30 protein-coding genes and 1 tRNA gene are annotated in these 25,854 nt (G+C 53.4%); 23 read left to right on the plus strand and 8 right to left on the minus strand.

All coding sequences use genetic code 11. From position 1 onward, the window contains the following. Nucleotides 1-59: 59 nt before the first annotated feature. The 3 genes from JQR86_RS05750 to JQR86_RS05760 are packed head-to-tail and all read left to right on the plus strand — an operon-like array spanning nt 60 to nt 2,043. Nucleotides 60-1,310 carry a YihY family inner membrane protein gene (locus JQR86_RS05750; protein ID WP_407362100.1) on the plus strand — a complete coding sequence of 417 codons (1,251 nt, stop codon included), beginning with the start codon at nt 60-62 and terminating at the stop codon, nt 1,308-1,310. Further along, nucleotides 1,307-1,771: a TlpA family protein disulfide reductase gene (locus JQR86_RS05755; protein ID WP_407362099.1), complete on the plus strand. Its 465-nt coding sequence runs from the start codon at nt 1,307-1,309 to the stop codon at nt 1,769-1,771. The genes JQR86_RS05750 and JQR86_RS05755 overlap by 4 nt, the downstream gene beginning before the upstream one ends. Then, on the plus strand, nt 1,768-2,043 hold the full coding sequence (locus JQR86_RS05760; RefSeq protein ID WP_407362098.1) for an acylphosphatase: 276 nt from the start codon (nt 1,768-1,770) through the stop codon (nt 2,041-2,043). The genes JQR86_RS05755 and JQR86_RS05760 overlap by 4 nt, the downstream gene beginning before the upstream one ends. A 15-nt stretch (nt 2,044-2,058) precedes the next feature. On the opposite strand, the gene JQR86_RS05765 is transcribed toward JQR86_RS05760, so the two are convergent. From JQR86_RS05765 to JQR86_RS05775, 3 genes are all read right to left on the minus strand, one after another. Further along, entirely contained in the window at nt 2,059-3,006 is a 948-nt protein-coding gene (locus JQR86_RS05765) for a hypothetical protein (RefSeq protein ID WP_407362097.1), read from the minus strand. Nucleotides 3,007-3,014: 8 nt separating this feature from the next. Continuing rightward, the gene (locus JQR86_RS05770) at nt 3,015-4,730 is read right to left on the minus strand and encodes a proline--tRNA ligase (protein WP_407362096.1); all 1,716 of its coding nucleotides are present in this window, start codon (nt 4,728-4,730) and stop codon (nt 3,015-3,017) included. A 159-nt stretch (nt 4,731-4,889) separates the two neighbouring features. Further along, the gene (locus tag JQR86_RS05775; RefSeq protein WP_407362095.1) at nt 4,890-6,209 is read right to left on the minus strand and encodes an OprD family porin; all 1,320 of its coding nucleotides are present in this window, start codon (nt 6,207-6,209) and stop codon (nt 4,890-4,892) included. A 382-nt stretch (nt 6,210-6,591) separates the two neighbouring features. On the opposite strand from JQR86_RS05775, the gene JQR86_RS05780 reads away from it, so the two are divergent. Then, entirely contained in the window at nt 6,592-7,023 is a 432-nt protein-coding gene (locus JQR86_RS05780; RefSeq protein WP_434154475.1) for an HIT domain-containing protein, read from the plus strand. Further along, nucleotides 7,013-7,219, plus strand: a complete 207-nt coding sequence (locus tag JQR86_RS05785; RefSeq protein WP_434154476.1) for a SlyX family protein — start codon at nt 7,013-7,015, stop codon at nt 7,217-7,219. Before JQR86_RS05780 ends, JQR86_RS05785 begins: the two co-directional genes overlap by 11 nt. 42 nt (nt 7,220-7,261) lie before the next feature. Here JQR86_RS05785 and JQR86_RS05790 read toward each other — a convergent pair whose 3' ends face one another. Continuing rightward, nucleotides 7,262-7,888 (minus strand): cold-shock protein, encoded by a 627-nt coding sequence (locus tag JQR86_RS05790; RefSeq protein ID WP_122042025.1) that lies wholly within the window; start codon nt 7,886-7,888, stop codon nt 7,262-7,264. Between the two features lie 193 nt (nt 7,889-8,081). Continuing rightward, on the minus strand, nt 8,082-8,552 hold the full coding sequence (locus tag JQR86_RS05795) for a Dps family protein (RefSeq protein ID WP_010795189.1): 471 nt from the start codon (nt 8,550-8,552) through the stop codon (nt 8,082-8,084). 328 nt (nt 8,553-8,880) lie between these two features. Between JQR86_RS05795 and aspS the strand changes: the two genes are divergently transcribed. The 16 genes from aspS (at nt 8,881) to nadA (ending at nt 21,917) form a co-directional block, all read left to right on the plus strand. Next, nucleotides 8,881-10,656 carry an aspartate--tRNA ligase gene (aspS, locus tag JQR86_RS05800; protein WP_010795188.1) on the plus strand — a complete coding sequence of 592 codons (1,776 nt, stop codon included), beginning with the start codon at nt 8,881-8,883 and terminating at the stop codon, nt 10,654-10,656. A gap of 58 nt (nt 10,657-10,714) precedes the next feature. Further along, the gene (locus JQR86_RS05805) at nt 10,715-11,461 is read left to right on the plus strand and encodes a YebC/PmpR family DNA-binding transcriptional regulator (protein WP_010795187.1); all 747 of its coding nucleotides are present in this window, start codon (nt 10,715-10,717) and stop codon (nt 11,459-11,461) included. A 114-nt stretch (nt 11,462-11,575) separates the two neighbouring features. Next, complete coding sequence (gene ruvC, locus JQR86_RS05810) at nt 11,576-12,100, plus strand: crossover junction endodeoxyribonuclease RuvC (RefSeq protein ID WP_010795186.1); 525 nt, start codon at nt 11,576-11,578, stop codon at nt 12,098-12,100. An 11-nt stretch (nt 12,101-12,111) separates the two neighbouring features. After that, entirely contained in the window at nt 12,112-12,717 is a 606-nt protein-coding gene (gene ruvA / locus JQR86_RS05815; protein WP_074824570.1) for a Holliday junction branch migration protein RuvA, read from the plus strand. A gap of 2 nt (nt 12,718-12,719) precedes the next feature. Next, nucleotides 12,720-13,772: a Holliday junction branch migration DNA helicase RuvB gene (gene ruvB, locus JQR86_RS05820; protein WP_239381178.1), complete on the plus strand. Its 1,053-nt coding sequence runs from the start codon at nt 12,720-12,722 to the stop codon at nt 13,770-13,772. A 51-nt stretch (nt 13,773-13,823) separates the two neighbouring features. After that, nucleotides 13,824-14,258: a tol-pal system-associated acyl-CoA thioesterase gene (gene ybgC, locus JQR86_RS05825; protein WP_074824563.1), complete on the plus strand. Its 435-nt coding sequence runs from the start codon at nt 13,824-13,826 to the stop codon at nt 14,256-14,258. A 14-nt stretch (nt 14,259-14,272) separates the two neighbouring features. Then, nucleotides 14,273-14,965, plus strand: a complete 693-nt coding sequence (tolQ, locus tag JQR86_RS05830; protein WP_010795182.1) for a protein TolQ — start codon at nt 14,273-14,275, stop codon at nt 14,963-14,965. A gap of 12 nt (nt 14,966-14,977) precedes the next feature. Then, nucleotides 14,978-15,427, plus strand: coding sequence for a protein TolR (tolR, locus tag JQR86_RS05835; RefSeq protein WP_010795181.1), 450 nt, complete (start codon nt 14,978-14,980; stop codon nt 15,425-15,427). Further along, nucleotides 15,424-16,533 (plus strand): cell envelope integrity protein TolA, encoded by a 1,110-nt coding sequence (gene tolA, locus JQR86_RS05840; protein WP_150346924.1) that lies wholly within the window; start codon nt 15,424-15,426, stop codon nt 16,531-16,533. The genes tolR and tolA overlap by 4 nt, the downstream gene beginning before the upstream one ends. After that, complete coding sequence (gene tolB / locus JQR86_RS05845; protein WP_407362092.1) at nt 16,530-17,828, plus strand: Tol-Pal system beta propeller repeat protein TolB; 1,299 nt, start codon at nt 16,530-16,532, stop codon at nt 17,826-17,828. Before tolA ends, tolB begins: the two co-directional genes overlap by 4 nt. A gap of 54 nt (nt 17,829-17,882) precedes the next feature. Continuing rightward, nucleotides 17,883-18,398 (plus strand): peptidoglycan-associated lipoprotein Pal, encoded by a 516-nt coding sequence (pal, locus tag JQR86_RS05850; RefSeq protein ID WP_010795178.1) that lies wholly within the window; start codon nt 17,883-17,885, stop codon nt 18,396-18,398. A 5-nt stretch (nt 18,399-18,403) separates the two neighbouring features. Continuing rightward, nucleotides 18,404-19,225, plus strand: coding sequence for a tol-pal system protein YbgF (gene ybgF, locus JQR86_RS05855; RefSeq protein WP_239381175.1), 822 nt, complete (start codon nt 18,404-18,406; stop codon nt 19,223-19,225). Between the two features lie 84 nt (nt 19,226-19,309). Further along, a complete protein-coding gene (gene queE, locus JQR86_RS05860) occupies nt 19,310-19,960 on the plus strand; it encodes a 7-carboxy-7-deazaguanine synthase QueE (RefSeq protein WP_010795176.1) in 651 nt (216 codons plus the stop codon). A 1-nt stretch (nt 19,961) separates the two neighbouring features. Continuing rightward, on the plus strand, nt 19,962-20,636 hold the full coding sequence (queC, locus tag JQR86_RS05865) for a 7-cyano-7-deazaguanine synthase QueC (RefSeq protein ID WP_122042032.1): 675 nt from the start codon (nt 19,962-19,964) through the stop codon (nt 20,634-20,636). 62 nt (nt 20,637-20,698) lie between these two features. After that, nucleotides 20,699-20,774, plus strand: a tRNA-Lys gene (locus tag JQR86_RS05870). Nucleotides 20,775-20,858: 84 nt separating this feature from the next. Next, nucleotides 20,859-21,917 carry a quinolinate synthase NadA gene (gene nadA, locus JQR86_RS05875; RefSeq protein WP_407362091.1) on the plus strand — a complete coding sequence of 353 codons (1,059 nt, stop codon included), beginning with the start codon at nt 20,859-20,861 and terminating at the stop codon, nt 21,915-21,917. A 25-nt stretch (nt 21,918-21,942) separates the two neighbouring features. On the opposite strand, the gene JQR86_RS05880 is transcribed toward nadA, so the two are convergent. Next, nucleotides 21,943-23,376 carry a M48 family metalloprotease gene (locus tag JQR86_RS05880; protein WP_407362090.1) on the minus strand — a complete coding sequence of 478 codons (1,434 nt, stop codon included), beginning with the start codon at nt 23,374-23,376 and terminating at the stop codon, nt 21,943-21,945. A gap of 104 nt (nt 23,377-23,480) precedes the next feature. Here JQR86_RS05880 and JQR86_RS05885 point away from each other — a divergent pair, with 104 nt between their 5' ends. Next, on the plus strand, nt 23,481-23,732 hold the full coding sequence (locus JQR86_RS05885) for a sulfurtransferase TusA family protein (RefSeq protein ID WP_010795172.1): 252 nt from the start codon (nt 23,481-23,483) through the stop codon (nt 23,730-23,732). Nucleotides 23,733-23,763: 31 nt separating this feature from the next. On the opposite strand, the gene JQR86_RS05890 is transcribed toward JQR86_RS05885, so the two are convergent. Beyond that, nucleotides 23,764-24,234 carry a peroxiredoxin gene (locus tag JQR86_RS05890; RefSeq protein WP_010795171.1) on the minus strand — a complete coding sequence of 157 codons (471 nt, stop codon included), beginning with the start codon at nt 24,232-24,234 and terminating at the stop codon, nt 23,764-23,766. Between the two features lie 27 nt (nt 24,235-24,261). Continuing rightward, nucleotides 24,262-24,822 carry a glycine cleavage system protein R gene (locus JQR86_RS05895; RefSeq protein ID WP_010795170.1) on the minus strand — a complete coding sequence of 187 codons (561 nt, stop codon included), beginning with the start codon at nt 24,820-24,822 and terminating at the stop codon, nt 24,262-24,264. A gap of 153 nt (nt 24,823-24,975) precedes the next feature. Here JQR86_RS05895 and dapA point away from each other — a divergent pair, with 153 nt between their 5' ends. Further along, nucleotides 24,976-25,854 carry a 4-hydroxy-tetrahydrodipicolinate synthase gene (gene dapA, locus JQR86_RS05900; RefSeq protein ID WP_010795168.1) on the plus strand — a complete coding sequence of 293 codons (879 nt, stop codon included), beginning with the start codon at nt 24,976-24,978 and terminating at the stop codon, nt 25,852-25,854.

Below are 25,854 nucleotides of genomic sequence, written 5' to 3' on the forward strand. Positions count from 1 at the left end.
ACGAGCATTGTGCCGGGTAATTGGATTCAAGACGATTCACGCATGGTTGAGGAAATAGAATGCGTCAGCGCCTGAGCGACACATTTGAATGGGGCCGTTTCCTGGTCAAACGCTTTCTTGGCGATCGAGCGCCCAACAACGCGGCGGCCTTGACCTACACCACCCTGTTTGCCGTCGTTCCCATCATGACGGTGACCTTTGCCATGCTCTCTGCCATTCCCGCCTTTCAGGGAACAGAAGAGCAGATTCAGATATTCATCTTTCATAACTTCGTCCCTTCGACCGGCGAGACCTTGGAGGAGCACCTGCGTGGATTTATCGAGCAGGCCCGCCACTTGACATGGCTGGGTGTTGCGCTTTTGGCGGTAACGTCCCTTACCATGCTGGTGACCATTGAAAAAACCTTCAATGACATCTGGCGGGTTTCCCAACCTCGTCGAGGCATGTCCAGTTTTCTCCTGTATTGGGCAATCCTCAGTCTGGGGCCTCTTTTGCTAGGCGCAGGCTTTGCGATCAGCACCTATATCGCGTCGCTGTCCATGATGTCAGGTCGATACGCAGTCATGGGAACAGCCGTGCTGCTCAAGTTCATGCCATTATTCTTCAGTATGGCTGCCTTCACCTTGCTCTATGCCGCGGTACCAAACACGCGTGTTCCGCTCAAGCATGCATTGGTTGGAGGCATCTTTACGTCAGTGCTATTCGAAGCGGCCAAGTCACTGTTTGGCTTGTATGTCATGTTTTTTCCGGGCTACAAGCTGATCTATGGGGCTTTTGCGACCATTCCGCTTTTTCTGGTCTGGATTTACGTCTCCTGGCTGATCGTTCTTTTTGGCGCTGAGTTGGTGTGCAACCTTTCTTCCTCCAAGCAGTGGCGCCGACAGCCAATCCCTACGTTTCTTGTCTTGCTGGGCGTACTTCGTGTCTTTCTGGATCGGCAACAGACAGGCGCCTCGCTCGATCTTGTCGAGCTCCAGAAAAGCGGCTGGAAGTTGCCTGAGGATCAATGGCAACCCATTCTGGACTTTCTCAAGAAAGAAAAACTGGTGTGCCACACCAGTAGTGGAAGATGGGTGCTCTGCCGGGATCTCAACACATTCACCCTGACGCAATTGATGGAAAAGAGCCCATGGCATCTACCAGAGATCGATCGCCTTCCTGAGGTCGAGCGCTGTACAGGTGACTGGTATCCTCCTCTGATTGAAGCGCTTAAAGAGCTTCATGAGCAACGTGAGCAACTTCTGGGCGGCAGTCTCGCCAAGTGGCTGAAACCTGAAGCCAAACCAGTATCTTCCATGGAGTCAACATGATTACTAAAGCGTTACGTGGCGGCCTGCTTGCCGTCAGTTTCTTGTTGGCAGCCTGTACGCCGGATTACGGAAATGACCAGTATGGCCATAAAATCGATAACGCTCAGCTGGACGGGCGGTGGTTGGTCATTAACTATTGGGCAGAGTGGTGCGGGCCCTGTCACAAGGAAATCCCCCAGCTCAATGCCTTGGCCAAAGCTAATGCTGAGATAAGGGTGCTAGGTGTTAACTACGATCACCAGCAGGACGATGCACTGCATAAGAGTGCAGAAACGATGGGTATTCAATACACCGTTTTCCAAAAGGATCCTGCCAAGCATTTCGATCTGCCGGTCAGCAACGTCCTGCCAGCCACCTATCTTGTTGACCCCCAAGGCCGTTTCAGGGAAAAGCTTGTAGGGGAGCAAACGGCTGCGGTCATACAGGCACGTATCGCTGAGCTGGAGAAGCAGTCATCATGAGCAGTCAGGCAAGGCATATCCACGTCGACGGACGGGTACAGGGCGTCCGTTATCGAGAAAGTGCCCGGGAAGGGGCAGAGCGCCTAGGTATCACAGGGTGGGTAAGAAACCTGGACGATGGGCGTGTCGAGATAAAATGTGAAGGCGAGCCAGAAGCGGTAGAGCAGTTTCTGGCATGGCTTCGTCATGGCCCCGCACAGGCGAATGTCAATCAAGTCCTGGTTCAGGATCATGCGCTATTGGGGCTTGGTAACTTTACAGTATGGCGCTAACAACCATATAGATGCTTACTGGCTGATGGTCTTGGGTGTTCCGGTTGCTTTGGCTAATGCAGTGATAAACTCATTTTGCAGCTCCGGATCATTGTGGGTCAGCTCGATTAGGTTCTGTTCCAGTTCGCTGGATTCTTCTTCCAGGCCTAGTTCAGACAAGCGCTTTACACGATGAACCCAGCGAGTCACATCGTCCTCTTCAAGATCATCGTAAATAAGCTCATGGGCCTCCAGAAGTTTGCTACGCAGGCTGCGGCTTACCGTTAACGTGCGCTCGGCTTTGGTCTGGTCTTCAGGGTCGATAACCGTGATGTCCAGCTTGCCAATGCCGCTGATGTCATGACCTGCAAAAGGGTCTTCCAGCAGGTTCAGACGCAAAAAGCCGTTTTGGTCGGTCAGCAGCTCATGTCGAGCCTTGCCCGCCTTGACTTCAACGGGGCGCTCAGCCCAGGGAAGGCTGGTGTATTCGACGCGTTTATCGAGCTGCTTTTCATCAATGCTGGCCAGGTTCTGCTCGGAGCGCCCATTGGACGCCACGTTCATGAACGGGTTAAGGCCGTCCAGCCCATAGACGACCAGTCCATGTGTTGCGCTTTCAGGAAGACTGCCAAGAAGAGGCACATTGAGAATATTGGCGCCTATGCCTGCCACGAGTGTTACAGCTCCCAGCGGAACCTCATAAAGCTCCCGCCAGGGCTGATAAGGCGTATACCGATCGTAATGACGTGTTACTTCGAAATCAGTCACTTCATAACGATGTTGATCGAGTACCTTGATTCGTCGCTGTGGCAGTTCGAGCACTTCTTTTTCGCCAGCATTGATCTGCAGGCTGTGTTCGATCAATTTGCGATCGACGCGCTCCTCGTGCTCGCTGCGCTGCGGTAAGTGATTGGCGCACCCAGAAAGCACCGTCACGCTGGCAAGCGTGACGGAAAGGAGAAAAGAAGGGCTTCTTACAGGCATGGCTTGGCTCAACGATTAATGCGTGCTTCCAAAAATGGCAGCAATTCATTGATCGGCACATTCTGGTTGTCCTGCTCGCGGCGTCCTTTGTACTCGTAAGTACCTTCAGCAAGGCCGCGATCACCTACTACGATCCGGTGAGGAATGCCGATCAACTCCATATCTGCAAATTTGACGCCGGGACTTGTCTTTTTGTCACGATCATCCAACAGGACTTCATAACCGGCAGCAGTTAGCGCCTGATACAGTTGATCCGTTGCTTCCCGTACGCGCTCGTTTTCATACTTCAGAGGAACCAGCGCAATGTGGAAGGGAGTAAGCGCATCGGGCCACAGGATGCCGCGTTCATCATGATTTTGCTCGATGGCTGCCGCGACGACACGAGACACGCCGATGCCATAGCAGCCCATGGTAAGTTTGACGGGCTTTCCTTGCTCGCTCAGGACGGTCAGGTTCATTGCTTCGCTGTACTTGGTGCCAAGCTGGAAAATATGACCGACCTCGATGCCACGTTTGATGACCAGGTTGCCCTTGCCGTCGGGGCTGGGATCGCCTGCCACCACATTGCGCAGATCAGCGACCTCAGGCAGCGGCAGGTCACGCTCCCAATTCACTCCAAAATAGTGTTTGTCATCAATATTTGCACCTGCTGCGAAGTCGCTCATCATGGCAACCGAGCGATCGATGACGCAAGGCATCGGAAGGTTCAGCGGGCCTAGGGAGCCAGGGCCTGCGCCAATGGCTGCACGAACTTCCGCCTCAGTAGCAAATTCGAGAGGGGAGGCAACAAGTTCGAGATTGGAGGCCTTGATTTCGTTCAGCTCATGATCGCCACGAATGATGAGCGCAACGAGCGTGCCTTCTTCCACGCCATGTACGATCAATGTCTTGATCGTCTTCTCAATCGGCAGATTGAAGTTCTCTACCAGCGCCGCGATGGTTTTGGTGTCTGGTGTATCAACTAGGCGAAGCTCTTCAGTAGCCGCGCCGCGTGAAGTTTCACGGGGTAGCGCCTCAGCCTTTTCAATATTGGCTGCGTAATCGGAGCTGTCACTGAATACGATATCGTCTTCGCCGGAGCTGGCCAGTACATGGAATTCATGGGAGCCACTTCCGCCAATGGAGCCGTTATCAGCCTGAACAGGACGGAAGTTCAACCCGAGTCGGGTGAATACGTTGCAGTAGGCTTGATACATCCGATCATAGGTCTCCTGCAGCGATTCCTGAGTCATATGAAAGGAGTAGGCATCCTTCATGACGAACTCACGTCCACGCATCAGGCCAAAGCGAGGGCGAATTTCATCGCGAAACTTGGTCTGGATTTGGTACATGTTGATCGGAAGCTGCTTATAGCTGTTGAGCTCGTTGCGCGCCAGATCTGTAATCACTTCCTCATGGGTTGGGCCTACGCAAAAGTCGCGCTCATGTCGATCCTTGAGGCGGAGCAGCTCGGGGCCATATTGTTCCCAGCGGCCTGATTCCTGCCACAGCTCGGCGGGCTGAATGGCTGGCATGAGTACTTCCAGAGCGCCGGCCGCATTCATCTCTTCGCGTACAACAGTCTCGACCTTGCGTAATACACGCAGGCCCAGCGGCAGCCAGGTATAGAGGCCGGACGCCAGCTTGCGGATCATGCCGGCGCGTAACAGGAGTTGATGACTGATGACAGTGGCATCAGAAGGCGTTTCTTTCAGGGTAGAGAGAAGATACTGACTAGTACGCATGAGGGCAGGTCTTTTCTGATCAGCGAAAACTGCATTGTACGGTGGGCTTTCCTAGCCGTACAGGCGAGAGGGGCAAGCACTAGAGAGAAGTGGGTGTGACAGGAAAAGTAAAATGCCCGGCATGGCCGGGCATTTTAGGTATTGCTAATGAGTTCTGTATTACAGAATGCTCAGCGGGTACTCCACCATCAGGCGGAACTGGTTGGTATCACGATCGGCATAGTCGCTGTTTGCTCGGTGGAAGGCTTGGCGTGCACGGATGGAAAGGTCTTTGGCGGGACCGCTCTGAACAACATATTTAGCTTCCAGATCCCACTCGTGGTGCTTACCGTCGCTTCCGTACAGAGAGGCGCCATCATCATCAACATAGCCACTGGTATTTACGTCAATCCTAGAGCCATTTGAGTCCCAGCCTTTGACATAACGTGTCATGAAGCTCAAACCCGGTACGCCAAAACTCGCCATGTTCAAGTCGTAGCGAGCCTGCCAAGATTTCTCGCCAGGACCGTTAAAGTCAGAAACATGAATCGAGTTTGCTAGGAAAATCGAGTCACCGCCGCTGTTCTCTTCGCCAACACCTACATAGTCAAATGGGGTGTCGCCATGTACCTTTTGATAGGCCAGCGTAAACGTGTGAGCGTCTAGTGAATAGGCTGCAGCCAAAGACCATGTAGTGTTATTAATGTTACCTGCTTTCTTGCTTCCTTCATCAAGCGTGCGGTAGATGTTGAAGTCGAAAGTAACAGCCTGTTGATCAGTCAGGGGTAGCGCATAGTTAACATTGCCGTAGTACTGACGCCAGATATCCTTGAACTCAGATCCATACAGGCTAAGGCTTAACCCTTCAGCCAAGTCATAGCTGCCTCCGAGGTAGTCAACGTCCTTGGCATCAATGCCTGTGTAAGCGGTTCTTAATGGCTCACGGTTGCTTTGGCCAGTAGGGCCTGTTCCGGATGTAAAATGCCCTGCCTCAAGTTTAAGACCTTCAATCTCGCTGCTCAGCAGGTTAAAGCCCGTGGCTGTTTGCGGGAAAATCCGGGAGCCGCCAATTGCAAATACCGGAGCGGTAGGTGCCATCTGGCCATATTTCAATACAGTGTTGGATACACGCAGCTTAACCGCCCCGCCTACGTGCTCCCAATCGTCAGGTGATTTGCCGTCGTCGTGAACCGGAACGTTACCAGCTCCACCGTAACGTTTATCGAGTTTCAGACCGATATTGGCGAAGAGATCGACACCAAAGCCAACTGTGCCCTGCGTAAAGCCGGACTGAAAGTTAGTTAGCAGTGCATGCGACCAGTCACGACCATCGTCCCTACCGTCTTTGTTGTCATGATTGAAGTAGTAGTTGCGGTTGGTCAGCGTCAGGCTGCTGTCTTCAATAAAGCCTTTGGATTCAGACTGCTGACTGGCGAATGCCATCTGGGTCGTCCCTGCCGCTACGGCGAGGGCGATGACGCTCCACTTCATCACTTGCATTATGATTGCTCCTTTGGATTGAAATATCAGTCATCGTTAAACGTGACTGGTTGTTCTTGTTGGTGCCAACTTATAGCACTCTAGTGTCAGGCTTGAAAGTTCCCATCGAATTTTTATGGGCGCTTTCTATAATTTTTTAGAATCAGAAAGATGCCTTATCAACCTCATCCGGATTGATAAGAGTTCCTCCTGATAAGATGCTCGAACGCTAAGCAAAGAGTGTGCACAAAGTGCCATCAGCACGTTATCAAGTAGATAATCAATGACTTGCACTCGGTGCATGCACACTTTTGAGGCGCACTCTTTCAGATGAAAGGCGTAGCTGAACTGCTTTGGTGCAAGGACGTCAATGTCCGTCCCGTTTTTAGTTAGGAAGGTAACTATGTTTGATCTTGATGAGCGCCTTGGGGCGGATACTGTAGAGGTAAGCGATTTACCGTTGTGCAAGTTGCTTTTAATGAAGGATGCCAACTATCCATGGCTGATCCTTGTACCCCGGCGATCTAATATCAGCGAAGTATTTGAGTTGTCGTTAGAGGATCAGATGCAACTGATGAAGGAGTCGTCATACGTTGCACAGCGTTTAAAAGACTACACCCAGGCGGCAAAGATAAATGTCGCCACATTGGGAAACATAGTTAAGCAACTTCATATTCATATAGTGGCTCGTTTTGAAGAGGATTTAGCGTGGCCGGGCCCTGTATGGGGTAAAAGGCCTGCAAAAGCCTATAGTGAAAGCGAGCTTGAAAAATGCCTGAACGACCTCAAGTCCCTTTTTGCCGAAAAGTGGGAGGGTGACAAGCATGACGGCTGAAGAGCGAATCAACGAGTTGGAAATGCGACAAGCGTTTCAGGACGATCTGATCCAGACCTTGAACGATATTATTGTCGAGCAACAGAGAGCGCTGGATCGAATGAAGCTGCAGATCGAAGAGCTTGCGAGAAGGCAGGCTGAAATCGCGGTTTCGCAAGGAGCGGTCGAGGACGATGCTCCGCCACCTCATTATTGATGTTGATAAAGGCGGCTCCCAAAGGAGCCGCCTTTGAAGGGGTTAACGTGCAAACGATACTGTCACGTCTTCTGCCTGAAGCCCCTTGTCACGCTGAATAACAGAAAACTCGACACGCTGGCCCTCTACCAGGACGCGATGACCTTCGCCCCGAATAGCTCGAAAGTGAACGAAAATATCGTCACCTTGATCGCGTGAAATGAATCCGAATCCCTTCGAGGTGTTGAACCACTTTACAGTGCCTATTTCACGGCCCTCTGCAGGAAGTGCATCCTGTACGTTGTGTCGTGTCTTCCTGTGCTTGTTGTAGCTGCCTGTCTTGGACGATTTAAAGGCTGCAAACAGCTTGACCAGCGTTGCAATCATTGCAATCGGCAGGCTGATGCTGACCAGGGGCGGTAGGCCAGGAAAGGCATCAGGAGCCAAGAGTTCCAATGCTTGAAGGCATGCAGCTGCTATCAGCAGCGTTGAGGTGATGGTTTGCGTAGCTCCCTTATTTTTGCTGCTGACGGAAGGGGTCGTAATCAGCAAGAGAAGACCAAGAAAAGCCATGTGCAAGGCTTCATGATGATGAAAAAAGCTGGGTTTATCTGCTTGTAGAGAGGAAACCACGGCTATCGAAAGTGCAATCGCACCAGACGCGATGTGAACAAGTGTAAGCGTATTCAATGATGTCACCTTGGAGAAATAGCAAGTCGATCGCTGTTGTTGCCTGAAACGCATGGCTATGAATGATCGACCTATGCGCAGATACGCACAGCGTTATTTAACCGTAAAGGTGAAGGCTACTCAATCAATGGCCTGATGATGCCATCAGAATGAGAGGAAAAAATGAAAAAGCCCGGCGTTTGCCGGGCTTCTATCAGTTGGCCAGGAGGCTGCGTAGCATCCAGGCTGTCTTCTCATGCGTTTGCATGCGTTGAGTCAGCAGGTCGGCTGTTGGCTCGTCGCTGACCTTATCTACAATCGGGAAAATTCCACGAGCGGTACGAACGACTGCTTCCTGGCCTTGTACGAGCAGGCGAATCATCTCCTGTGCTTCTGGAATGCCTTCCTCTTCCTTGATACTAGATAGCTTGGCATAAGCCGAGTAGGTGCCTGGTGCAGCGAATCCCAATGCGCGGATGCGCTCGGCAATATCATCAACTGCGGTAGCCAGTTCGGTGTACTGGGTTTCGAACATGGTATGCAGCGTGTTGAACATCGGCCCTGTCACGTTCCAGTGAAAGTTATGGGTCTTCAGATACAGCGTGTAGGTATCTGCAAGCAGACGAGAGAGCCCATCTGCAATGGCCGCACGATCTTGCTCGGCAATTCCGATATTGATTTCCATACCGCTCTCCTTTGGCAGTGATGTTTATTTGAAACGGAGCCTAACACAGGCCCTTGGAAATGGAATGCTCGCAAGCACCGGTCAAGGAGGGCCTGATCGCTTGGGTTCTATAAAAGTCAGTCTAGGCTCTTAAAAGGCAGCCGGCTTGTCATAGGTCGGCTGCGTCAGGCTTGGTAATTGTTATAGAATCGCCCACTGACCAAGAGAAACCAGATGGGAATACAATCTTTGGCTGGCTTTACGTTGCAGCAGTTCTGCGAGACGTGCCTGTGAATGATGCTTGCTCCCCATCTCTTAATTCCGGACTCAAGAGAAGCGAAACACAACCATGATGCGCAGCCATTATTGCGGCCAATTGAACGAGAGCCTGGACGGCCAGGAAATCACCCTTTGCGGCTGGGTTCACCGCCGTCGCGACCATGGAGGCGTTATCTTCCTGGATATACGCGACCGTGAAGGCCTCGCTCAGGTCGTGTTCGACCCGGATCGGGCAGAGACGTTTGCCAAGGCCGACCGTGTACGCAGTGAATATGTCGTCAAGGTAACGGGTAAGGTCCGTTTGCGTCCTGCGGGTGCGGTCAACCCGAATATGGCCTCAGGGGCTATCGAGGTGCTGGGTTATGACCTTGAAGTGCTGAACCAGGCCGAGACGCCGCCGTTCCCGCTGGACGAATATTCCGATGTGGGCGAAGAAACACGCCTGCGCTACCGTTTCATTGATCTGCGCCGCCCCGAGATGGCTGCCAAGCTCAAGCTGCGTTCGCGCATAACCTCCAGCATTCGCCGTTATCTGGACGAGCAGGGCTTCATGGATGTGGAAACGCCTATCCTGACCCGTGCGACACCCGAGGGCGCTCGTGACTATCTGGTGCCTAGCCGTACCCATCCTGGCAGCTTTTTTGCTCTGCCGCAGTCACCCCAGCTGTTCAAGCAGCTGTTGATGGTGGCGGGCTTTGATCGCTATTACCAAATTGCCAAATGCTTCCGCGACGAAGACCTGCGTGCAGACCGTCAACCCGAATTTACCCAGATCGACATCGAGACCAGCTTCCTCGATGAGAAAGACATCATGGGTATCACCGAGGGCATGATCCGTTCCTTGTTCAAGGAAGTGCTGGATCTGGAGTTCGGCGAGTTCCCGCACATGACCTTCGAGGAGGCCATGCGCCGTTATGGTTCAGACAAGCCGGACCTGCGCATTCCGCTGGAGCTGGTGGATGTAGCTGATTTGCTCAAGGATGTCGATTTCAAGGTGTTTGCCGGCCCGGCTAACGATCCCAAGTGCCGTGTAACTGCACTGCGCGTACCGGGTGGTGCCAGCATGCCCCGTAAGCAGATCGATGATTACACCAAGTATGTGGGTATCTTTGGCGCTAAGGGCCTGGCCTATATCAAGGTCAACAACCGCGCCCAAGGTGTTGAAGGCTTGCAGTCACCTATCGTCAAAAACATTGCTGAGTCGAACCTCAACGCCATTCTTGATCGCGTGGGTGCGGTAGACGGCGATATCGTCTTCTTTGGCGCAGACAAGGCCAAGATCGTCAGTGATGCGTTGGGCGGTCTGCGTATCAAGCTGGGGCACGATCTGAACCTGCTGACCTGTGAGTGGGCGCCGCTCTGGGTCGTTGACTTCCCGATGTTCGAAGAAAACGATGATGGCAGTTTCTCTGCACTGCATCACCCCTTCACATCGCCCAAGTGCACACCGGAAGAGCTCGAGGCGAATCCGGCGAATGCATTGTCTCGCGCTTATGACATGGTCCTCAACGGCACCGAGCTGGGTGGTGGTTCCATCCGTATCCACCGCAAGGAAATGCAGCAGGCTGTGTTCCGCTTGCTGGGCATTGACGCGGCGGAACAGGAAGAGAAGTTCGGCTTCCTGCTCGACGCACTCAAGTTTGGCGCGCCACCGCATGGTGGTTTGGCCTTCGGCCTGGATCGTCTGGTAATGCTGATGACCGGCGCACAGTCTATTCGTGAAGTTATTGCCTTCCCGAAAACCCAGAGCGCTGCCGATGTCATGACTCAGGCACCTGGCGCAGTGGATGCCAAGGCGTTGCGCGAGCTGCACATTCGTTTGCGTGAGCAGCCAAAAGCTGAGTAATTGATCAACCGGGCAGCCGCAAGGCTGCCCTTTGTCAAAAAGTGATTTGGAGTTCGTTATGGCGGGTCATTCCAAATGGGCCAACATTAAGCACCGCAAAGAGCGACAGGACGCCAAGAAGGGTAAGATCTTTACCAAGATCATCCGTGAGCTGACCGTAGCTGCCCGTCAGGGTGGTGGCGTTCCGGCGGATAACCCGCGTCTTCGCCTGGCAGTGGATAAAGCGCTTACTGCCAATATGACACGTGACACCATCGATCGCGCCATTGCACGAGGGGCAGGCGCCAACGAAGGGGATAACGTTGAAGAGCTGACCTATGAGGGCTATGCCCCGAGTGGTGTCGCCTTGATCGTAGAGGCCATGACGGATAACCGCAACCGTACGGCCGCTGAGGTGCGTCATGCCTTTAGCAAGTGTGGCGGTAACCTGGGTACTGATGGCTCGGTAGCGTACATGTTCGAGCGCAAGGGACAGATCAGCTTTGCACCGGGCGTCGACGAAGATGCACTCATGGAAGCGGCGCTTGAAGCAGGTGCTGATGATGTAGTCACCAATGATGATGGGTCTGTTGACGTCTTTACCTCATTTAGCGACTTTATTGCCGTAAACGAGGCATTGACGGAAGCTGGCTTCAAATCCGAAGCTGCCGAGATTTCCATGATTCCGTCTACTACAACGCCGCTGGATCTGGATACGGCCCAGAAAGTGCTCAAGCTTATCGATATGCTGGAGGATCTGGATGATGTCCAGAATGTGTACTCCAATGCGGAAATTCCAGATGATGTCATGGCGCAGCTAGGCTAAAGGGCCTGATACCCCTATAGTGTCAGCGCGCAACAGGGGTGGCTGCTACTGGAAAGGTACAGGCCTCCTTAAAGCAGTCACCTTTCTCCCGCCTGGTCTGGGAAGGATATAGAGATGACCCTGGTACTAGGCATTGACCCTGGTTCGCGAATCACTGGATTCGGCGTAATCCGGGACACGGGTAAAGGGTGCGAATACGTAGCCTCTGGCTGTATTCGTACAGGTAATGGCCCTTTGTATGAGCGTTTGCAAATCGTCTACAGAGGGGTGCGGGAAGTCATTGGGCTTTATGAGCCAGTCACCATGGGCATTGAACAGGTATTCATGGCGCGCAATGCCGATTCTGCTTTAAAGCTGGGACAAGCTCGAGGTGCGGCCATTGTGGCCTGTGCCGAAGCGGGGCTTGAAATAGCTGAATACACAGCTACCCAGGTCAAACAAGCCATCGTGGGCTCAGGTGCTGCCGATAAGCAACAGGTCATGATGATGGTCATGCACTTGTTGAAACTAAAGGAGAAGCCCCAGATAGATGCTTCCGATGCCCTCGGGATTGCTATTTGTCATGCGCATACGCGGCAAAGTCTGACCCCTCATGGGCTTCTAGGGGCTCGCCGGCGCGGTGGTCGCCTGCGTCTTTAATAGGTATTTCTGTGATTGGACGTCTCCGCGGTTCTCTGGCTGAAAAACAGCCGCCGCATGTAATCATCGATGTCAATGGCGTGGGCTACGAGCTGGAAGTCCCCATGACAACGTTGTATCGCCTTCCGTCGTTGGGTGAGCCAGTTACCTTGCATACGCATCTGGTCGTGCGTGAGGATGCTCATCTGCTTTACGGCTTTTTTGAAAAGCGCGAGCGAGAACTCTTCCGTGAGTTGATTCGCTTGAATGGAGTAGGGCCAAAGCTGGCGCTGGCGCTGATGTCTGGCTTTGAGGTGGACGAGCTGGTGCGCTGCGTACAGGCCCAGGATGCGTCTGCGCTGGTCAAGATTCCCGGCGTCGGCAAAAAGACGGCTGAACGTCTGCTGGTCGAGCTCAAGGATCGCTTTAAGGCATGGGAAAGCCTTCCGTCTATCGCACCGCTCATGATGGAAACGGCTGCCGGCAAGCCTGTCGTAACAGCTGAAACTGATGCGGTCAGTGCGTTAGTGTCGCTCGGATTCAAGCCGCAGGAAGCCAGTCGTGCAGTATCTGCCATCGCTGAAGAAGGCCTCAGCAGTGAAGACCTTATTCGTCGTGCCCTTAAAGGCATGGTGTAACCATGATTGAACCGGATCGTTTGATTTCTGCCGCGGGCCGAGATCGTGAAGAACAGCAGGATCGTGCTATCCGTCCTCTGAGACTGACCGAGTACATTGGTCAGCCGGTCGTGCGCGAGCAGATGAGTCTTTTCATTCAGGCGGCAAAGGGGCGGGGCGAGGCACTAGACCATACGCTTATTTTCGGGCCGCCAGGGCTAGGCAAAACCACGCTTGCCAATATTATTGCTGAGGAAATGGGTGTTGCCATCAAAAGCACATCTGGACCGGTAATTGAGCGGCCAGGAGATCTTGCTGCTCTGCTGACCAGTCTCGAGGCTGGAGACGTTCTTTTCGTAGACGAAATCCATCGCCTTTCGCCGGTTGTAGAAGAGGTCCTCTATCCAGCGATGGAGGACTATCAGCTCGATATTATGATCGGCGAAGGTCCTGCCGCGCGATCAATCAAGCTGGATTTGCCACCGTTTACATTGGTGGGAGCCACTACGCGTGCCGGAATGCTGACGAACCCATTAAGGGACCGATTCGGAATTATTCAGCGGCTTGAGTTTTATAGCGTAGAGGATCTTGCCAGCATCGTTACGCGTTCTGCCAAAATCCTGAATCTGACAATTGAGGCCGAAGGCGCTGTGGAAATCGCTCGCCGTGCCCGCGGTACTCCCCGTATTGCGAACCGGTTGTTAAGACGTGTACGCGATTTTGCAGAGGTGAGAGGGCAGGGACGAATCAGTCATACGATTGCAGGCCAGGCTCTGGATCTGCTGGATGTGGATGCACGCGGCTTTGATCACCTGGACCGAAGACTTCTACTGACGCTCATCGACAAGTTCGACGGCGGGCCGGTAGGGGTAGATAGCCTGGCTGCTGCAATCAGTGAGGAGCGTCACACCATTGAAGATGTCTTGGAACCGTATTTGATTCAGCAGGGCTATATCATGCGTACGCCAAGGGGTCGGATGGTAACCCGCCATGCTTATCTTCACTTTGGTTTGAACGTGCCCAAGCGTATGGGGCCAGGAACCGTGCCTGATCTTTTTGAGGAAGATAATAATTAATTGCAACTGCAAGTATTTCTGATTGGCAAATTGAAGGCTTGGTTCTAGAGTATGCGCGCGCAACATGTGACTCAGCCGTATTCGCTGCGGTGTCGAGTGTATTACGAAGACACCGACGCAGGAGGCATCGTCTACTACGTCAACTATCTCAAATTCATGGAACGTGCTCGTACCGAACGGTTGCGGGCGTTAGGCTTTGTTCAATCTCGCCTGGCGGAAGAAAACATCCTATTTGTCGTGCATTCATGTGAGGCACGTTACCATGCACCGGCTCGGTTGGATAACGAGTTGGAGGTCAGCGCTCGGGTTATTGAACTGAACCGGGCCAGCCTGCGCTTTCATCAGCAGGTGACTCGGCGAGACGATGGTGTTCTGTTATGCGAAGGGTATGTGACGGTTGCGTGTGTACGTTCAGACAACTTCAGGCCCAGGGCCATTCCTGAGGCCATGCGAACAGTATTCGCGAGCGATTCGGACTCAATTTAAGCAGGAGATTTAGCGTGGAACCAACTGTCGACCATTCCTCCATGTGGAGCCTTGTGAGCAATGCCAGCCTGGTAGTTCAGCTGGTCATGCTGACGCTGGTAGCGGCTTCGGTAACATCATGGGTCATGATTATCCAGCGTGCCAATGCCATCCGTGCAGCCAAACGTGCACTGGAGACTTTCGAGGAGCGTTTCTGGTCGGGTATCGACCTGTCCAAGCTTTACCGTCAGGCAGGCAGCAATCCTGACCCCGATTCAGGTGTCGAGCAGATCTTCCGTGCTGGCTTCAAAGAGTTTTCCAGGCTGCGTCAGCAGGCGGGGGTAGACCCTGACGCGGTGATGGAAGGCGTTCAGCGTGCCATGCGGGTCGCCATTTCTCGCGAAGAAGAGAAGCTTGAGCAAAGCCTGCCGTTCCTGGCTACCGTCGGCTCCACCAGTCCGTATGTAGGTCTGTTCGGTACCGTATGGGGCATCATGAACTCATTCCGCGGTCTGGCTACGGTACAGCAGGCTACGCTGGCTACCGTTGCGCCTGGTATTGCAGAAGCATTGATTGCAACCGCGATCGGTTTGTTTGCAGCGATTCCGGCCGTAGTGGCGTACAACCGGTTTGCTGCGCGCTCAGAGACACTGATCGGACGTTATTACACCTTTGCTGATGAGTTCCAGTCCATCCTGCATCGCAAAGTCCACACCAGCGACGAGTAATAGGTATCAACCATGTCCTCCAGGGGTAGACATAAGCGTAAGCCGGTTGCCGAAATGAACGTCGTACCTTACATCGATGTGATGCTGGTACTGCTGGTCATTTTCATGGTAACTGCGCCAATGATCAATCAAGGGGTCAAGGTCGACTTGCCTAATGCGGACAGCCAGCCCATGCCGCAGGATAACAACAAGCAGATCCTGACTATTTCTATCAAGGCGGACGGTACTTACTACTGGAATACAGGTAAGGAAGTCGAGACGGACCAGCAGCGTGACAGTGCCAGCGCTGTTGCCCTGCCTCAGTTGACGGAGCAGGTTACCAAGATCATGCGTGCAAGACCTGATACCCAGGTTTTCATTCGGGGTGACAAGGCTGTTAACTATGGGATAGTGGCAGCAGCCATGGGCGGCCTGCAGCAGGCAGGTGTACCCAATGTCGGGTTGATCACCGAGGCGCCTTGATGCAAGACCGTGAGCGTTCTCCTTCAGAGAGCTATTTCTGGCCTATCGTTTGGGCTGTGGCTCTCCATGTTGTCATTTTTGCCGCTCTGTTTGTGAGCTGGGCAATGGCACCGGAGCTGCCACAGTCCAAGCCAATTGTTCAGGCGACTCTGGTCCAGTTGAAATCCAAAAGCCCTGCTCAGGTGCAGACAGAGCAGAAGCTGGCTGGAGAGGCCAAAAAAACGTCTTCTCGCCAGTATGAAGTCGAGCAGATGGAGCAGAAGAAAGCAGAGCAGCAGGCCCAGGCCGCTGCTGCTGCGGCGGCAGCCGCCAAAGCTGCGGAACAAAAGAAAGCTGAGGACGCTCGAAAGGCGCAGCAGGTAGAAGCTGCCCAGAAAGCCGCTGAAGCCAAGACCGAAGCGGCAAAAGCTGAGGCCGCAGCAAAGGCTGAAAAGGCAGCGCAGGAAAAAGCCGCCGCAGAGCAGCAGCGCAAATCTGAATTGGCAAAAAAACAGGCTGAGGAGGCTGCTCAGAAAAAGGCAGCCGCTGAAGAAGCTAAGAAGAAAGCAGCGGAAGACGCACAAAAGAAAGCGGCTGAAGCGGCAGAGAAAAAAGCAGCCGCTGAAGAAGCTAAAAAGAAAGCAGCTGAAGAGGCCAAGAAAAAAGCGGCCGAGCAGGCGAAAGCCAAAGCTGCTGAGGACGCCAAGAAAAAGGCAGCTCAGGCTGCCGCACGCAAGGCAGCAGAGGATAAGAAAGCACAGGCGTTGGCTGAGCTTCTTTCCGATGATACGCAGCGACAGCAGGCAATGGCTGATGAGGTAGGCGATGAGGTAGCGTCGAACTTTGATGACCTTATCGTGCGTCTGGTCAGTGAGCAATGGCGCCGCCCGCCATCTGCCCGCAACGGTATGAGTGTGGAAGTGCAAATTGAAATGCTACCTGACGGAACGGTAACCAATGCCAGTGTGACCCGGTCTAGCGGTGATTCTGCTTTCGATAGCTCGGCAGTGGCTGCTGTGCGCAACGTAGGACGCATACCTGAAATGCAACAGCTTGATCGCGCGACGTTCGACCAGCTTTATCGCAAGCGTCGCATTATCTTCAAACCGGAGGATTTGAGTCTGTGAATAACCTGATTCGTATCGTTCTGCTGGGATTCATGTTCCTGGTAGGCGCTGCCCATGCTGCCGACCCCCTGGTGGTATCCAGTGGCAATGACAAAGCCATCCCGATTGCAGTCGTGCCTTTTGGCTGGCAGGGTGGTCAACCACTGCCCGATGATATGGCCAATATCATTGGTAACGATCTGCGCAATTCCGGCTCTTTTGCTCCCATCGACCGGCAGAACATGCTTAGCCTGCCGACTCAGGCAAGCGAAGTGTCCTACAAGGATTGGCAGGCACTGGGGATCAGCTATGTGCTGATTGGCAATATCGTGCCCAGCGGTGGTCGTCTGCAAATCCAATATGCACTGTTCAACATCGCTACACAGCAGCAGGTCATGACGGGTAGCGTAGGCGGGGGTACTGATCAGCTGCGCGACATGGCTCACTATATTTCCGATCAGTCATTCGAAAAGCTGACCGGTATCAAGGGCGCATTCTCTACGAAGCTCCTGTACGTTACTGCCGAGCGTTTTTCCCAGAACAATACTCGTTATACCCTGCAGCGTGCAGACTATGACGGTGCTCGTTCCGTGACACTCCTACAGTCTCGTGAACCAATCCTGTCGCCTCGTTTTGCTCCTGATGGCAAGCGTATCGCCTATGTTTCCTTTGAACAGCAGCGCCCACGTATCTTTCTGCAGTACGTAGATACAGGTCGTCGTGAGCAGCTCACCAATTTCGAAGGACTGAATGGCGCTCCGGCTTTTTCTCCGGACGGTAACCGCCTAGCGTTCGTGCTGTCGCGCGATGGAAACCCTGAGATTTATGTGATGGACCTGAATTCGCGTCAGATTCGTCGCGTTACCAACGACTCTGCGATTGATACCGAGCCGTTCTGGGGGCGTGATGGGCAGACTATCTATTTCACTTCAGATCGTTCTGGAAAACCACAGATCTATAAAACCAGTGTTAGCGGCGGTGGGGCAGAGCGCGTTACATTCGTAGGCAATTACAATGCGAACCCTAAACTATCTGCCGATGAAAAAACGCTGGTAATGGTGCATCGTCAGGAAGGTTTCACCAACTTCCAGATTGGTGCCCAGGATCTTCAGCGTGGCAGCGTCCGGGTGCTCTCCAACACCAGTCTTAACGATTCGCCTACTGTTGCGCCAAATGGCACCATGGTAATCTACGCGTCCCGCCAGCAGGACCGAGGCGTACTGATGCTTGTATCCATCAACGGACGTGTGCGTATTACGCTACCCACCACCCAAGGCGATGTTCGCGAGCCTTCTTGGTCCCCTTACCTGAACTGACGGCAATATAATCTGTTCTATACAAAACACTTTGCGGTTCTTTAGGAGTTAACGATGGAAATGCTGAAATTCGGCAAGTTCGCTGCTCTGGCTTTGGCCATGGCCGTTGCAGTAGGTTGTTCTTCCAAGGGTGGTGATGCTTCTGGTGAAGGTGCTGGCGCTGGCGCCGGTGCTGTCGATCCAAACGCAGGCTATGGCGCTAACGCCGGTGCCGTTGATGGCAGCATGAGCGACGAAGCCGCTCTGCGTGCTATCACTACATTCTATTTCGAATACGACAGCTCCGATCTGAAGCCGGAAGCCATGCGCGCTCTGGACGTTCATGCTCGTGACCTGAAAACTAGTGGTCAGCGCGTTGTACTGGAAGGCCATACTGACGAGCGCGGTACTCGTGAGTACAACCTGGCTCTGGGCGAGCGTCGTGCCAAGGCTGTTCAGCGTTACCTCGTACTGCAGGGCGTTTCTCCGGCTCAGCTGGAACTCGTTTCCTATGGTAAAGAGCGTCCTGCTGCTATCGGTCATGACGAGCAGTCCTGGGCTCAGAACCGTCGCGTTGAGCTGAAGAAGTAAGATCTATGCCGAAGCGCCTGTTTGTACTGACATCGTTGGCTCTGTGCACTTCCGTTGTATGGGCACAGGTACCGGTTCAGGAAGGGGGATATGGTGGGAGCGGTTCTACTCCCGGCTATAGCACCCAAGGCGCTCCCTATGCAGGGGATGGGGGCGCTAGCGCCCCTGTCTCTGCACAGGGGCAGCTCTTCATGCAATTGCAGCAGATGCAGGATGATATTGCGCGCCTGCGTGGTCAGGTTGAAGAGCAGCAAAATGAAATCAATCAGCTAAAACAGCAAGGACTGGAACGTTACCAGGACCTTGATCGCCGAATTTCTGCAAGTGCTTCTTCTGGAGCGCCAGCGAATGCCACTGGTGGTAATGATGCTGGTTCGTCTGCAGGGGCTATCAATGCGAACGCCGCACCTGTTCCGCCAGCTTCTCAGGCCAACAGCGAGCCTGGTGATCCCGCAAAGGAAAAGCTGTATTACGATGCGGCCTTTGATCTGATCAAGGCAAAGGATTTTGCCAAGGCGAGCCAAGCCTTTACAGCGTTTCTGCGTAAGTATCCCAATAGCCAGTATGCGGGAAATGCCCAATATTGGTTAGGCGAAGTCAATATGGCTTCCGGGGATTTACAAGCCGCAGGACAGGCGTTTGCACGCGTAAGTCAGGCTTACCCAAATCATCCCAAGGTTCCAGACTCTCTTTACAAGCTGGCTGGTGTTGAGCAGCGGCTTGGAAATCGAGACAAGGCTAAAGCAATGTACCAACAAGTCATTGCGCAGTATCCTGGATCGTCTGCCGCACAATTAGCCCAGCGTGATCTCAAAAACCTGCCCTAACGGCAGGTTTTTTCGTTAGAATCCGCCTCCCTTTTTTCGCAACGGAGGCGGACGGCCTGTATCGCTGTCACGCCCGTGGCCTACATGCAACAAAATACTCTGCGTATTACCGAGATTTTCTACTCGCTGCAGGGGGAAACACGGACAGCTGGCTTGCCAACTGTTTTCGTGCGCCTTACAGGCTGTCCCTTGCGTTGCCAATATTGCGACACGGCTTATGCCTTCAGCGGCGGTCAGATCATGTCGCTGGACGAAATCGTTGAGCGTGTCGCTCAGTATAAGCCTCGCTATGTGTGTGTAACAGGAGGCGAGCCGCTTGCCCAGCCAAACTGCTTACCCCTGCTAGAGCGCCTATGTGACGCTGGCTATGAGGTGTCACTTGAAACCAGTGGTGCGCTTGACGTCGCGCCTGTAGATCGGCGAGTCGTCAAGGTCGTCGATCTGAAGACGCCCGGCTCTGCTGAAGTCTCTCGCAATCTGTACGACAACATTGATCATCTTACGCCAAACGATCAGGTGAAGTTCGTAATTTGCTCACGTGAAGATTACGAGTGGGCTGTGTCTAAGCTGATTCAGTATCGCCTTGATGAGCGGGTGGATGAGGTGTTGTTTTCCCCTAGCCATCAGCAGGTTACCCCGCGTCAGTTGGCTGAGTGGATTGTAGAAGACAACCTGCCGGTACGCTTTCAGCTGCAGCTGCATAAAATTCTTTGGAATGACGAGCCAGGACATTGATATGAACCAGAAAAAAGCCGTTATCTTGCTGTCTGGTGGCCTGGATTCTGCCACGGTTGTCGCCATGGCTCGGGCTGAGGGCTTTGCCTGCTACACCATGAGCTTTGATTATGGGCAACGTCATAGAGCCGAGCTCAAGGCCGCTGAACGTGTGGCAACTCAATTGGGTGTGGTCGAACACAAAGTGATTGGTTTGAACCTGAATGGTATTGGCGGCTCGGCGTTGACCGATAGCGCTATCGATGTGCCGGAAGCACCTACCGAGGGTATTCCTGTCACCTATGTACCTGCCCGTAATACCGTTTTTCTTTCGCTTGCCTTGGGTTGGGCTGAGGTGCTCGAGGCTCAGCATATCTTTATTGGTGTTAATGCGGTGGATTACTCAGGCTATCCAGATTGCCGCCCTGAATTTGTCGAGTCCTTTGAGCGTATGGCTAATCTTGCCACCAAGGCGGGCGTTGAGGGCAATGGCTTTAAAATCATTGCACCGCTCCAGTTCATGTCGAAGGCTGAGATTATCCAGTGGGGCGTCGCGAATGGGGTGGACTACTCCCTAACCGTCTCCTGCTACAAGGCTGACGACGAAGGGCGTGCCTGTGGGCGATGTGACAGTTGCCGCTTGCGTGCAGAAGGATTCCGTGCGGCACACCTTAAAGATCCAACGCGATATTTTTAAAAAAAAGTTGCGCTAGGGTATTGATTATCCAGAAGAAATCATTATTATAGCACTCGCTTTCGGGGTCGTTAGCTCAGTCGGTAGAGCAGTTGGCTTTTAACCAATTGGTCGTAGGTTCGAATCCTACACGACCCACCATTTTCCTCCCCTTGTTGTTTCGTTAGATCGCCGCTTCCTGGCGATACACTCCTTCTGTCCCTTTAGCGTTTGGGTGTAGCGAGCATGTCGCAAATCTCGGAACGACTTCTGGTTCAAGCCCATCTCGCGGCTAAGCAGCCTAAAATTTTAAGTACAGCTGAAAGAGAGCATTTTAGCTATGCCATTGCGGCTGAGCTCAAAGCGCGTGACGCTGTTCTACTTGCGCATTACTATACCGATCCCATTCTGCAAGCGCTTGCCGAGGAAACGGGCGGGGGCGTGGCAGACTCGCTCGAAATGGCACGCTTTGGTAACCAGCATAAGGCCTCTACAGTCGTGGTGGCTGGGGTGCGTTTCATGGGAGAAACTGCCAAGATTCTCAATCCCGAGAAGCGAGTGCTCATGCCTACGCTGGAGGCTACTTGTTCATTGGATATCGGATGCGGAGCTCAGGAGTTCGCTGCGTTCTGCGATAAGCATCCCGAGCGGACGGTAGTGGTTTATGCCAATACTTCAGCTGCCGTAAAAGCCAGGGCAGATTGGGTTGTAACCTCTGGCTGTGCCCTGGATATCGTTGAGCACTTGATGGATAACGGCGAACCTATTCTTTGGGCGCCGGACCGTCATCTAGGCCGCTACATTCAGCGGGAAACAGGTGCCGATATGCTGCTTTGGGATGGCGCTTGCATCGTTCATGAGGAGTTCAAGTCTTCTCAACTGACCGATATCAAATCGCTTTATCCTGATGCTGCGGTTCTGGTGCATCCCGAATCTCCTGAGGCGGTGATCGAGCTGGCAGACATGGTTGGTTCAACCAGTCAAATGATCAAGGCTGCACAGACGATGCCTAACTCGACGTTTATTGTCGCAACGGATAAAGGCATCTTTTACAAAATGCAGCAGTTGTGTCCTGACAAAGTATTCATTGAGGCGCCTACGGCGGGTAATGGTGCTGCTTGTCGTAGTTGTGCGCATTGCCCTTGGATGGCCATGAATACCTTGGAGCGTACGCTGGCCTGTTTGCAGGAGGGTAGCGGTGAGGTTCTGGTTGATCCTTCCCTGATACCTAGGGCAGTAAAACCACTCAAGCGCATGCTGGACTTTACCCAGGCAGCAAGATTAAGGCAGACAGGAAACGCCTGATGGGCGTTTCCTGTCCTGTTTCCTATCACATGATTTCTTCAGCAGTTCGCTTTTGCGTAATCATTTCCTGCTGACGTGCATCTATCCGCGCCGCTAACTGAAAATTATTTGAAGCACGCTGTTTTGCAAATCCCAGCTGCTGTATGGCCTGATCATAATCACCTGTCAGGGCAAAGTATTCGGCACGGGCCTGATGGACCTCTATCAGCTGTCCCGCTTGGCCGCGCACCTCTGCAGCCCGGTACCATACATCAGGGTCCAGTGGGCGCGCTTTGATTACCTTGTCCAGTAAAGCGCTGGCATCCTTGGCATTATCGAGCTTAACCAGTAGATCGGCTTGTAGCATGTTGACCGCGAAGTTATCGGGATACATTTCCATCATTCTCGCTACGCGCTTTTGTGCGTCAGGCAGCCGGTTATTGGTAATGTCGAGCTCGATCTGGGCCAGGTTGTACGTGACATCGTTTGGAGAGGCGTCCAGTAAAGGCTTAAGCGTTTCGCGTGCTTCATTGAGCTGGCCGAGGCGAGTCAAGCCAACAGCAAGGCCATAACGTGCTGCTTCCAACTTTGGGTTTTCATCCAACATGGCACGAAAGCGCTTGACGGCTATGCCTGGAGTTTCCTCGAAAAGCAGCTGAACCCTTGCGCGCATCAGTTGATACTGCAGGCTGTCTTCTCGTCCTCCTGCGGGATACTGATCTGCACGGTTACGAGTATCTGCAACGCGATCCTCTGTTACCGGGTGGGTAAGGAGAAACTCGGGTGGCCGTTGATCGTAACGGTATTGCCTAGCCAATCGGCTGAACATATTGGGCATGCCTCGTGGATCATAGCCAGCTTTAGCCAAGTTGATCAGGCCTACCCGGTCCGCTTCCTGCTCGTTCTGACGAGAGAAGCGGAGCTGACTTTGTATGGCGGCTGCCTGTGTAGAGGCAATCGCTGCGATACCGGCATCACCACCGCCAGCAGCAGCGGCCACAATGCCGGCCAGCATGGCTGCCATTAACGGTAGTTGCATGCGCTTCTGATTTTCGACGCCTCGTGCAAAGTGCCGCTGGCTCAGGTGGGCTAATTCGTGCGCGAGGACGCCTGCATACTCAGCTTCGGTCTGGGCATACAGGAATAGCCCCCCATTGACGCCTACGACCCCACCGGGGGCAGCAAATGCGTTAATTTGTGGGTCTTTGATCAGGATGAATACGAGGCGGTGATCTTGAATCTGGCTCGTCTCGGCCAATCTATAAACACTGCTTTCCACGAACTGCTTGAGTTGTGGGTCGGTCAGTGTCGTGACTTGCCCCCTGAGCATACTCAACCAAGTGCGGCCAAGCTGAAACTCCTGTTCAGGAGAGACAACTGAAGAGCTTGCATCCCCTAGCGACGGTAGATCAGTGGCTGCGGGAGCAGGTACAGCTATCAGGCAGGACAGACCAAGAAGGGCAGGGCGCAAAAATTTCATAGGGGCGCTCATGACTGCAAAACCCTTACTTTATCTGTCCCCACAGCTGCTGCCTAGCGATGAAAGGCTGTGAACGTTATCCTTGGGATTTATGGAGTTTTCTTATGAGTGAATCCAGTACTTATACAGGGCCGTGTGATGCGGAGCTGGATGCCAGTGGATTAAGTTGCCCACTGCCATTGCTGAAAGCCAAAATGGAACTGAACCGCTTGGCCTCTGGTTCGGTATTGAAGGTCACGGCAACGGATGCCGGCTCGCAGCGTGATTTCAGGACCTTTGCCCAGTTGTCAGGGCATGCATTGATCGGCGAGCAGGCACAGGAAAACGTATTTCATTATTGGTTGCGCAAGGCATGAAGTGCAGGGAGGCAGAAGCCTCCCTTGGAAATCAACTGTTCAGGGCCTGGGCCTCTGCTAGAACGTCTTCCACGTGTCCCGGGACCTTTACCCCACGCCATTCCCGGCGAAGAATCCCTTCCTTGTCGATCAGGAAGGTACTGCGGTCAACTCCCATATATTCCTTGCCGTACAGCTTCTTCAATTTGATCACATCAAACAGCGTGCACAGCGCTTCTGATTTGTCACTGATCAGATCAAATGGAAATGCCTGCTTGGCTTTGAAGTTTTCATGGGACTTGATGCCGTCGCGGGAGACACCAATTATTACGGTATTGGCAGCCTGGAATGCCTCGTAATGATCGCGAAACCCCTGGCCTTGGGTTGTGCAGCCCGGCGTGCTGTCTTTGGGATAAAAATACAATACAACCTGCCGACCCCTGAACGTGTCGAGCGACAGGTCCTTTCCGCCAGTAGCAGCCGCTATGAAATCGGGAACGGGTTGATCAACGGTAACTGTCATGTTCGTTTCTTCACTTAGCTTACTGGATTACGGATTTTGAGGTCGCCAGGGCTCGATCAGCGCGTCAAGGTTCAGTGCGTCCGCAAAGTCTAAGAATTGATCCCGTAGCCAACTGATCTGAGTACCGGCTGGCAGAATGACCGTAATGGTCGCTGTCAGCATGGTGCCGCCTGTCTGGGGCGCCTGATAGGTATCGCAAACCAGGCTTTCTACCTCTATGCGATGGTCGGTAAAGAACTGGCAGAGTTCATTGAGAATATCCGAGCGATAGGCCGCACTGACATAAACGACGTACGGTAGGGCTTGCGCTCGGTTTTCCAACGCTGCGCTACGTGTTACACCAATCGTGAAACCTTGTCGCTTTGCCAGAGCAGGTAAACTGGACTCCAGTCGAGCCAGGCCGTCCCAGTTGCCGGACACTTGAAGGATCAGTGCGCTGAATTCGCCGTGTCGGCTTAGGCGGCTGCTGACGACCGCGCAGCGGCTTTCCAAACACGTGCGATAGAGCACATTGGTTAGCTCCATAGGGTTGGAGCCCAGCGCACTGATAACTAGAAATTGCTCACGAGGCGGTGGTGTAGCAGACATTCAGTGTTTCCTGATGATGAAACCGGTAGACCGGCCAAAACCGAAGGGTAGCGAAAAGCGCGTTGTTGGGGAATGCCTTACCGGAGCTTGGCTTGTGCAAGGCTGGTAGCGTCAGTACCATTACGGCTCTCTTTTCTCGGCAGGAGCGGTTGCATGATCACAGGCAGTATGGTGGCGCTGGTCACGCCCATGGATGCACAGGGGCATCTGGACTGGTCCAGCCTGACCAAGCTGGTTGATTTTCATCTGACCGAAGGCACCAATGCCATCGTTGCGGTCGGAACAACTGGCGAGTCCGCCACTTTGGATGTAGAAGAACACACCGAGGTCATTCGCCGTGTAGTCAAACAGGTGGCTGGCCGTATTCCCGTCATTGCAGGGACGGGCGGCAATTCCACGCGTGAGGCGGTTGATCTGACGCAGGCGGCCAAGGATGCAGGTGCGGACGCTTGCCTGCTGGTTACGCCTTACTACAACAAGCCTACCCAGGAAGGCCTGTATCAGCATTTCCGGCATATCGCCGAATCCGTGGCGATTCCCCAGATCCTTTACAATGTGCCCGGGCGTACGGCCTGTGACATGTTGGCCGAGACGGTAGAACGGCTTTCGACAGTGCCGAATATCGTTGGTATCAAGGAAGCGACAGGCGATTTGCAGCGCGCCCGTGACATTCTGGATCGTGTGAGCAGCGATTTCATGCTGTACTCCGGTGATGATGCCACGGCTGTTGAACTGATGTTGATGGGCGGCAAAGGCAATATTTCTGTTACAGCCAACGTGGCGCCCCGTGACATGAGCGAACTTTGCGCGGCTGCCCTGCGTGGCGACGCCGAGACTGCTCGTGCGCTTAATGAAAAATTGATGCCTCTGCACAAGAACCTGTTCATCGAGTCCAATCCGATCCCGGTCAAGTGGGCGTTGCATGAAATGGGAATGATGCCTGAGGGTATCCGTCTTCCTCTGACCTGGTTGAGTCCGCGCTGTCATGAGCCGCTTCGCCAGGCAATGCGTCAGTCCGGTGTGCTGGCCTGA

It is taken from the genome of Pseudomonas sp. JZ134, assembly GCF_051027695.1.
In the GTDB taxonomy this organism is placed as follows: domain Bacteria; phylum Pseudomonadota; class Gammaproteobacteria; order Pseudomonadales; family Pseudomonadaceae; genus Chryseomonas; species Chryseomonas luteola.

What these genes read in the sequence shown, in the direction of transcription:
- JQR86_RS05750 (WP_407362100.1), top strand. Translation starts at nt 60, where the DNA reads ATGCGTCAGCGCCTGAGCGACACATTTGAATGGGGCCGTTTCCTGGTC.
- JQR86_RS05755 (WP_407362099.1), top strand. Translation starts at nt 1,307, where the DNA reads ATGATTACTAAAGCGTTACGTGGCGGCCTGCTTGCCGTCAGTTTCTTG.
- JQR86_RS05760 (WP_407362098.1), top strand. Translation starts at nt 1,768, where the DNA reads ATGAGCAGTCAGGCAAGGCATATCCACGTCGACGGACGGGTACAGGGC.
- JQR86_RS05765 (WP_407362097.1), bottom strand. Translation starts at nt 3,006, where the DNA reads ATGCCTGTAAGAAGCCCTTCTTTTCTCCTTTCCGTCACGCTTGCCAGC.
- JQR86_RS05770 (WP_407362096.1), bottom strand. Translation starts at nt 4,730, where the DNA reads ATGCGTACTAGTCAGTATCTTCTCTCTACCCTGAAAGAAACGCCTTCT.
- JQR86_RS05775 (WP_407362095.1), bottom strand. Translation starts at nt 6,209, where the DNA reads ATGCAAGTGATGAAGTGGAGCGTCATCGCCCTCGCCGTAGCGGCAGGG.
- JQR86_RS05780 (WP_434154475.1), top strand. Translation starts at nt 6,592, where the DNA reads ATGTTTGATCTTGATGAGCGCCTTGGGGCGGATACTGTAGAGGTAAGC.
- JQR86_RS05785 (WP_434154476.1), top strand. Translation starts at nt 7,013, where the DNA reads ATGACGGCTGAAGAGCGAATCAACGAGTTGGAAATGCGACAAGCGTTT.
- JQR86_RS05795 (WP_010795189.1), bottom strand. Translation starts at nt 8,552, where the DNA reads ATGGAAATCAATATCGGAATTGCCGAGCAAGATCGTGCGGCCATTGCA.
- aspS (WP_010795188.1), top strand. Translation starts at nt 8,881, where the DNA reads ATGATGCGCAGCCATTATTGCGGCCAATTGAACGAGAGCCTGGACGGC.
- JQR86_RS05805 (WP_010795187.1), top strand. Translation starts at nt 10,715, where the DNA reads ATGGCGGGTCATTCCAAATGGGCCAACATTAAGCACCGCAAAGAGCGA.
- ruvC (WP_010795186.1), top strand. Translation starts at nt 11,576, where the DNA reads ATGACCCTGGTACTAGGCATTGACCCTGGTTCGCGAATCACTGGATTC.
- ruvB (WP_239381178.1), top strand. Translation starts at nt 12,720, where the DNA reads ATGATTGAACCGGATCGTTTGATTTCTGCCGCGGGCCGAGATCGTGAA.
- ybgC (WP_074824563.1), top strand. Translation starts at nt 13,824, where the DNA reads ATGCGCGCGCAACATGTGACTCAGCCGTATTCGCTGCGGTGTCGAGTG.
- tolR (WP_010795181.1), top strand. Translation starts at nt 14,978, where the DNA reads ATGTCCTCCAGGGGTAGACATAAGCGTAAGCCGGTTGCCGAAATGAAC.
- pal (WP_010795178.1), top strand. Translation starts at nt 17,883, where the DNA reads ATGGAAATGCTGAAATTCGGCAAGTTCGCTGCTCTGGCTTTGGCCATG.
- ybgF (WP_239381175.1), top strand. Translation starts at nt 18,404, where the DNA reads ATGCCGAAGCGCCTGTTTGTACTGACATCGTTGGCTCTGTGCACTTCC.
- queE (WP_010795176.1), top strand. Translation starts at nt 19,310, where the DNA reads ATGCAACAAAATACTCTGCGTATTACCGAGATTTTCTACTCGCTGCAG.
- queC (WP_122042032.1), top strand. Translation starts at nt 19,962, where the DNA reads ATGAACCAGAAAAAAGCCGTTATCTTGCTGTCTGGTGGCCTGGATTCT.
- nadA (WP_407362091.1), top strand. Translation starts at nt 20,859, where the DNA reads ATGTCGCAAATCTCGGAACGACTTCTGGTTCAAGCCCATCTCGCGGCT.
- JQR86_RS05880 (WP_407362090.1), bottom strand. Translation starts at nt 23,376, where the DNA reads ATGAAATTTTTGCGCCCTGCCCTTCTTGGTCTGTCCTGCCTGATAGCT.
- JQR86_RS05885 (WP_010795172.1), top strand. Translation starts at nt 23,481, where the DNA reads ATGAGTGAATCCAGTACTTATACAGGGCCGTGTGATGCGGAGCTGGAT.
- JQR86_RS05890 (WP_010795171.1), bottom strand. Translation starts at nt 24,234, where the DNA reads ATGACAGTTACCGTTGATCAACCCGTTCCCGATTTCATAGCGGCTGCT.
- JQR86_RS05895 (WP_010795170.1), bottom strand. Translation starts at nt 24,822, where the DNA reads ATGTCTGCTACACCACCGCCTCGTGAGCAATTTCTAGTTATCAGTGCG.
- dapA (WP_010795168.1), top strand. Translation starts at nt 24,976, where the DNA reads ATGATCACAGGCAGTATGGTGGCGCTGGTCACGCCCATGGATGCACAG.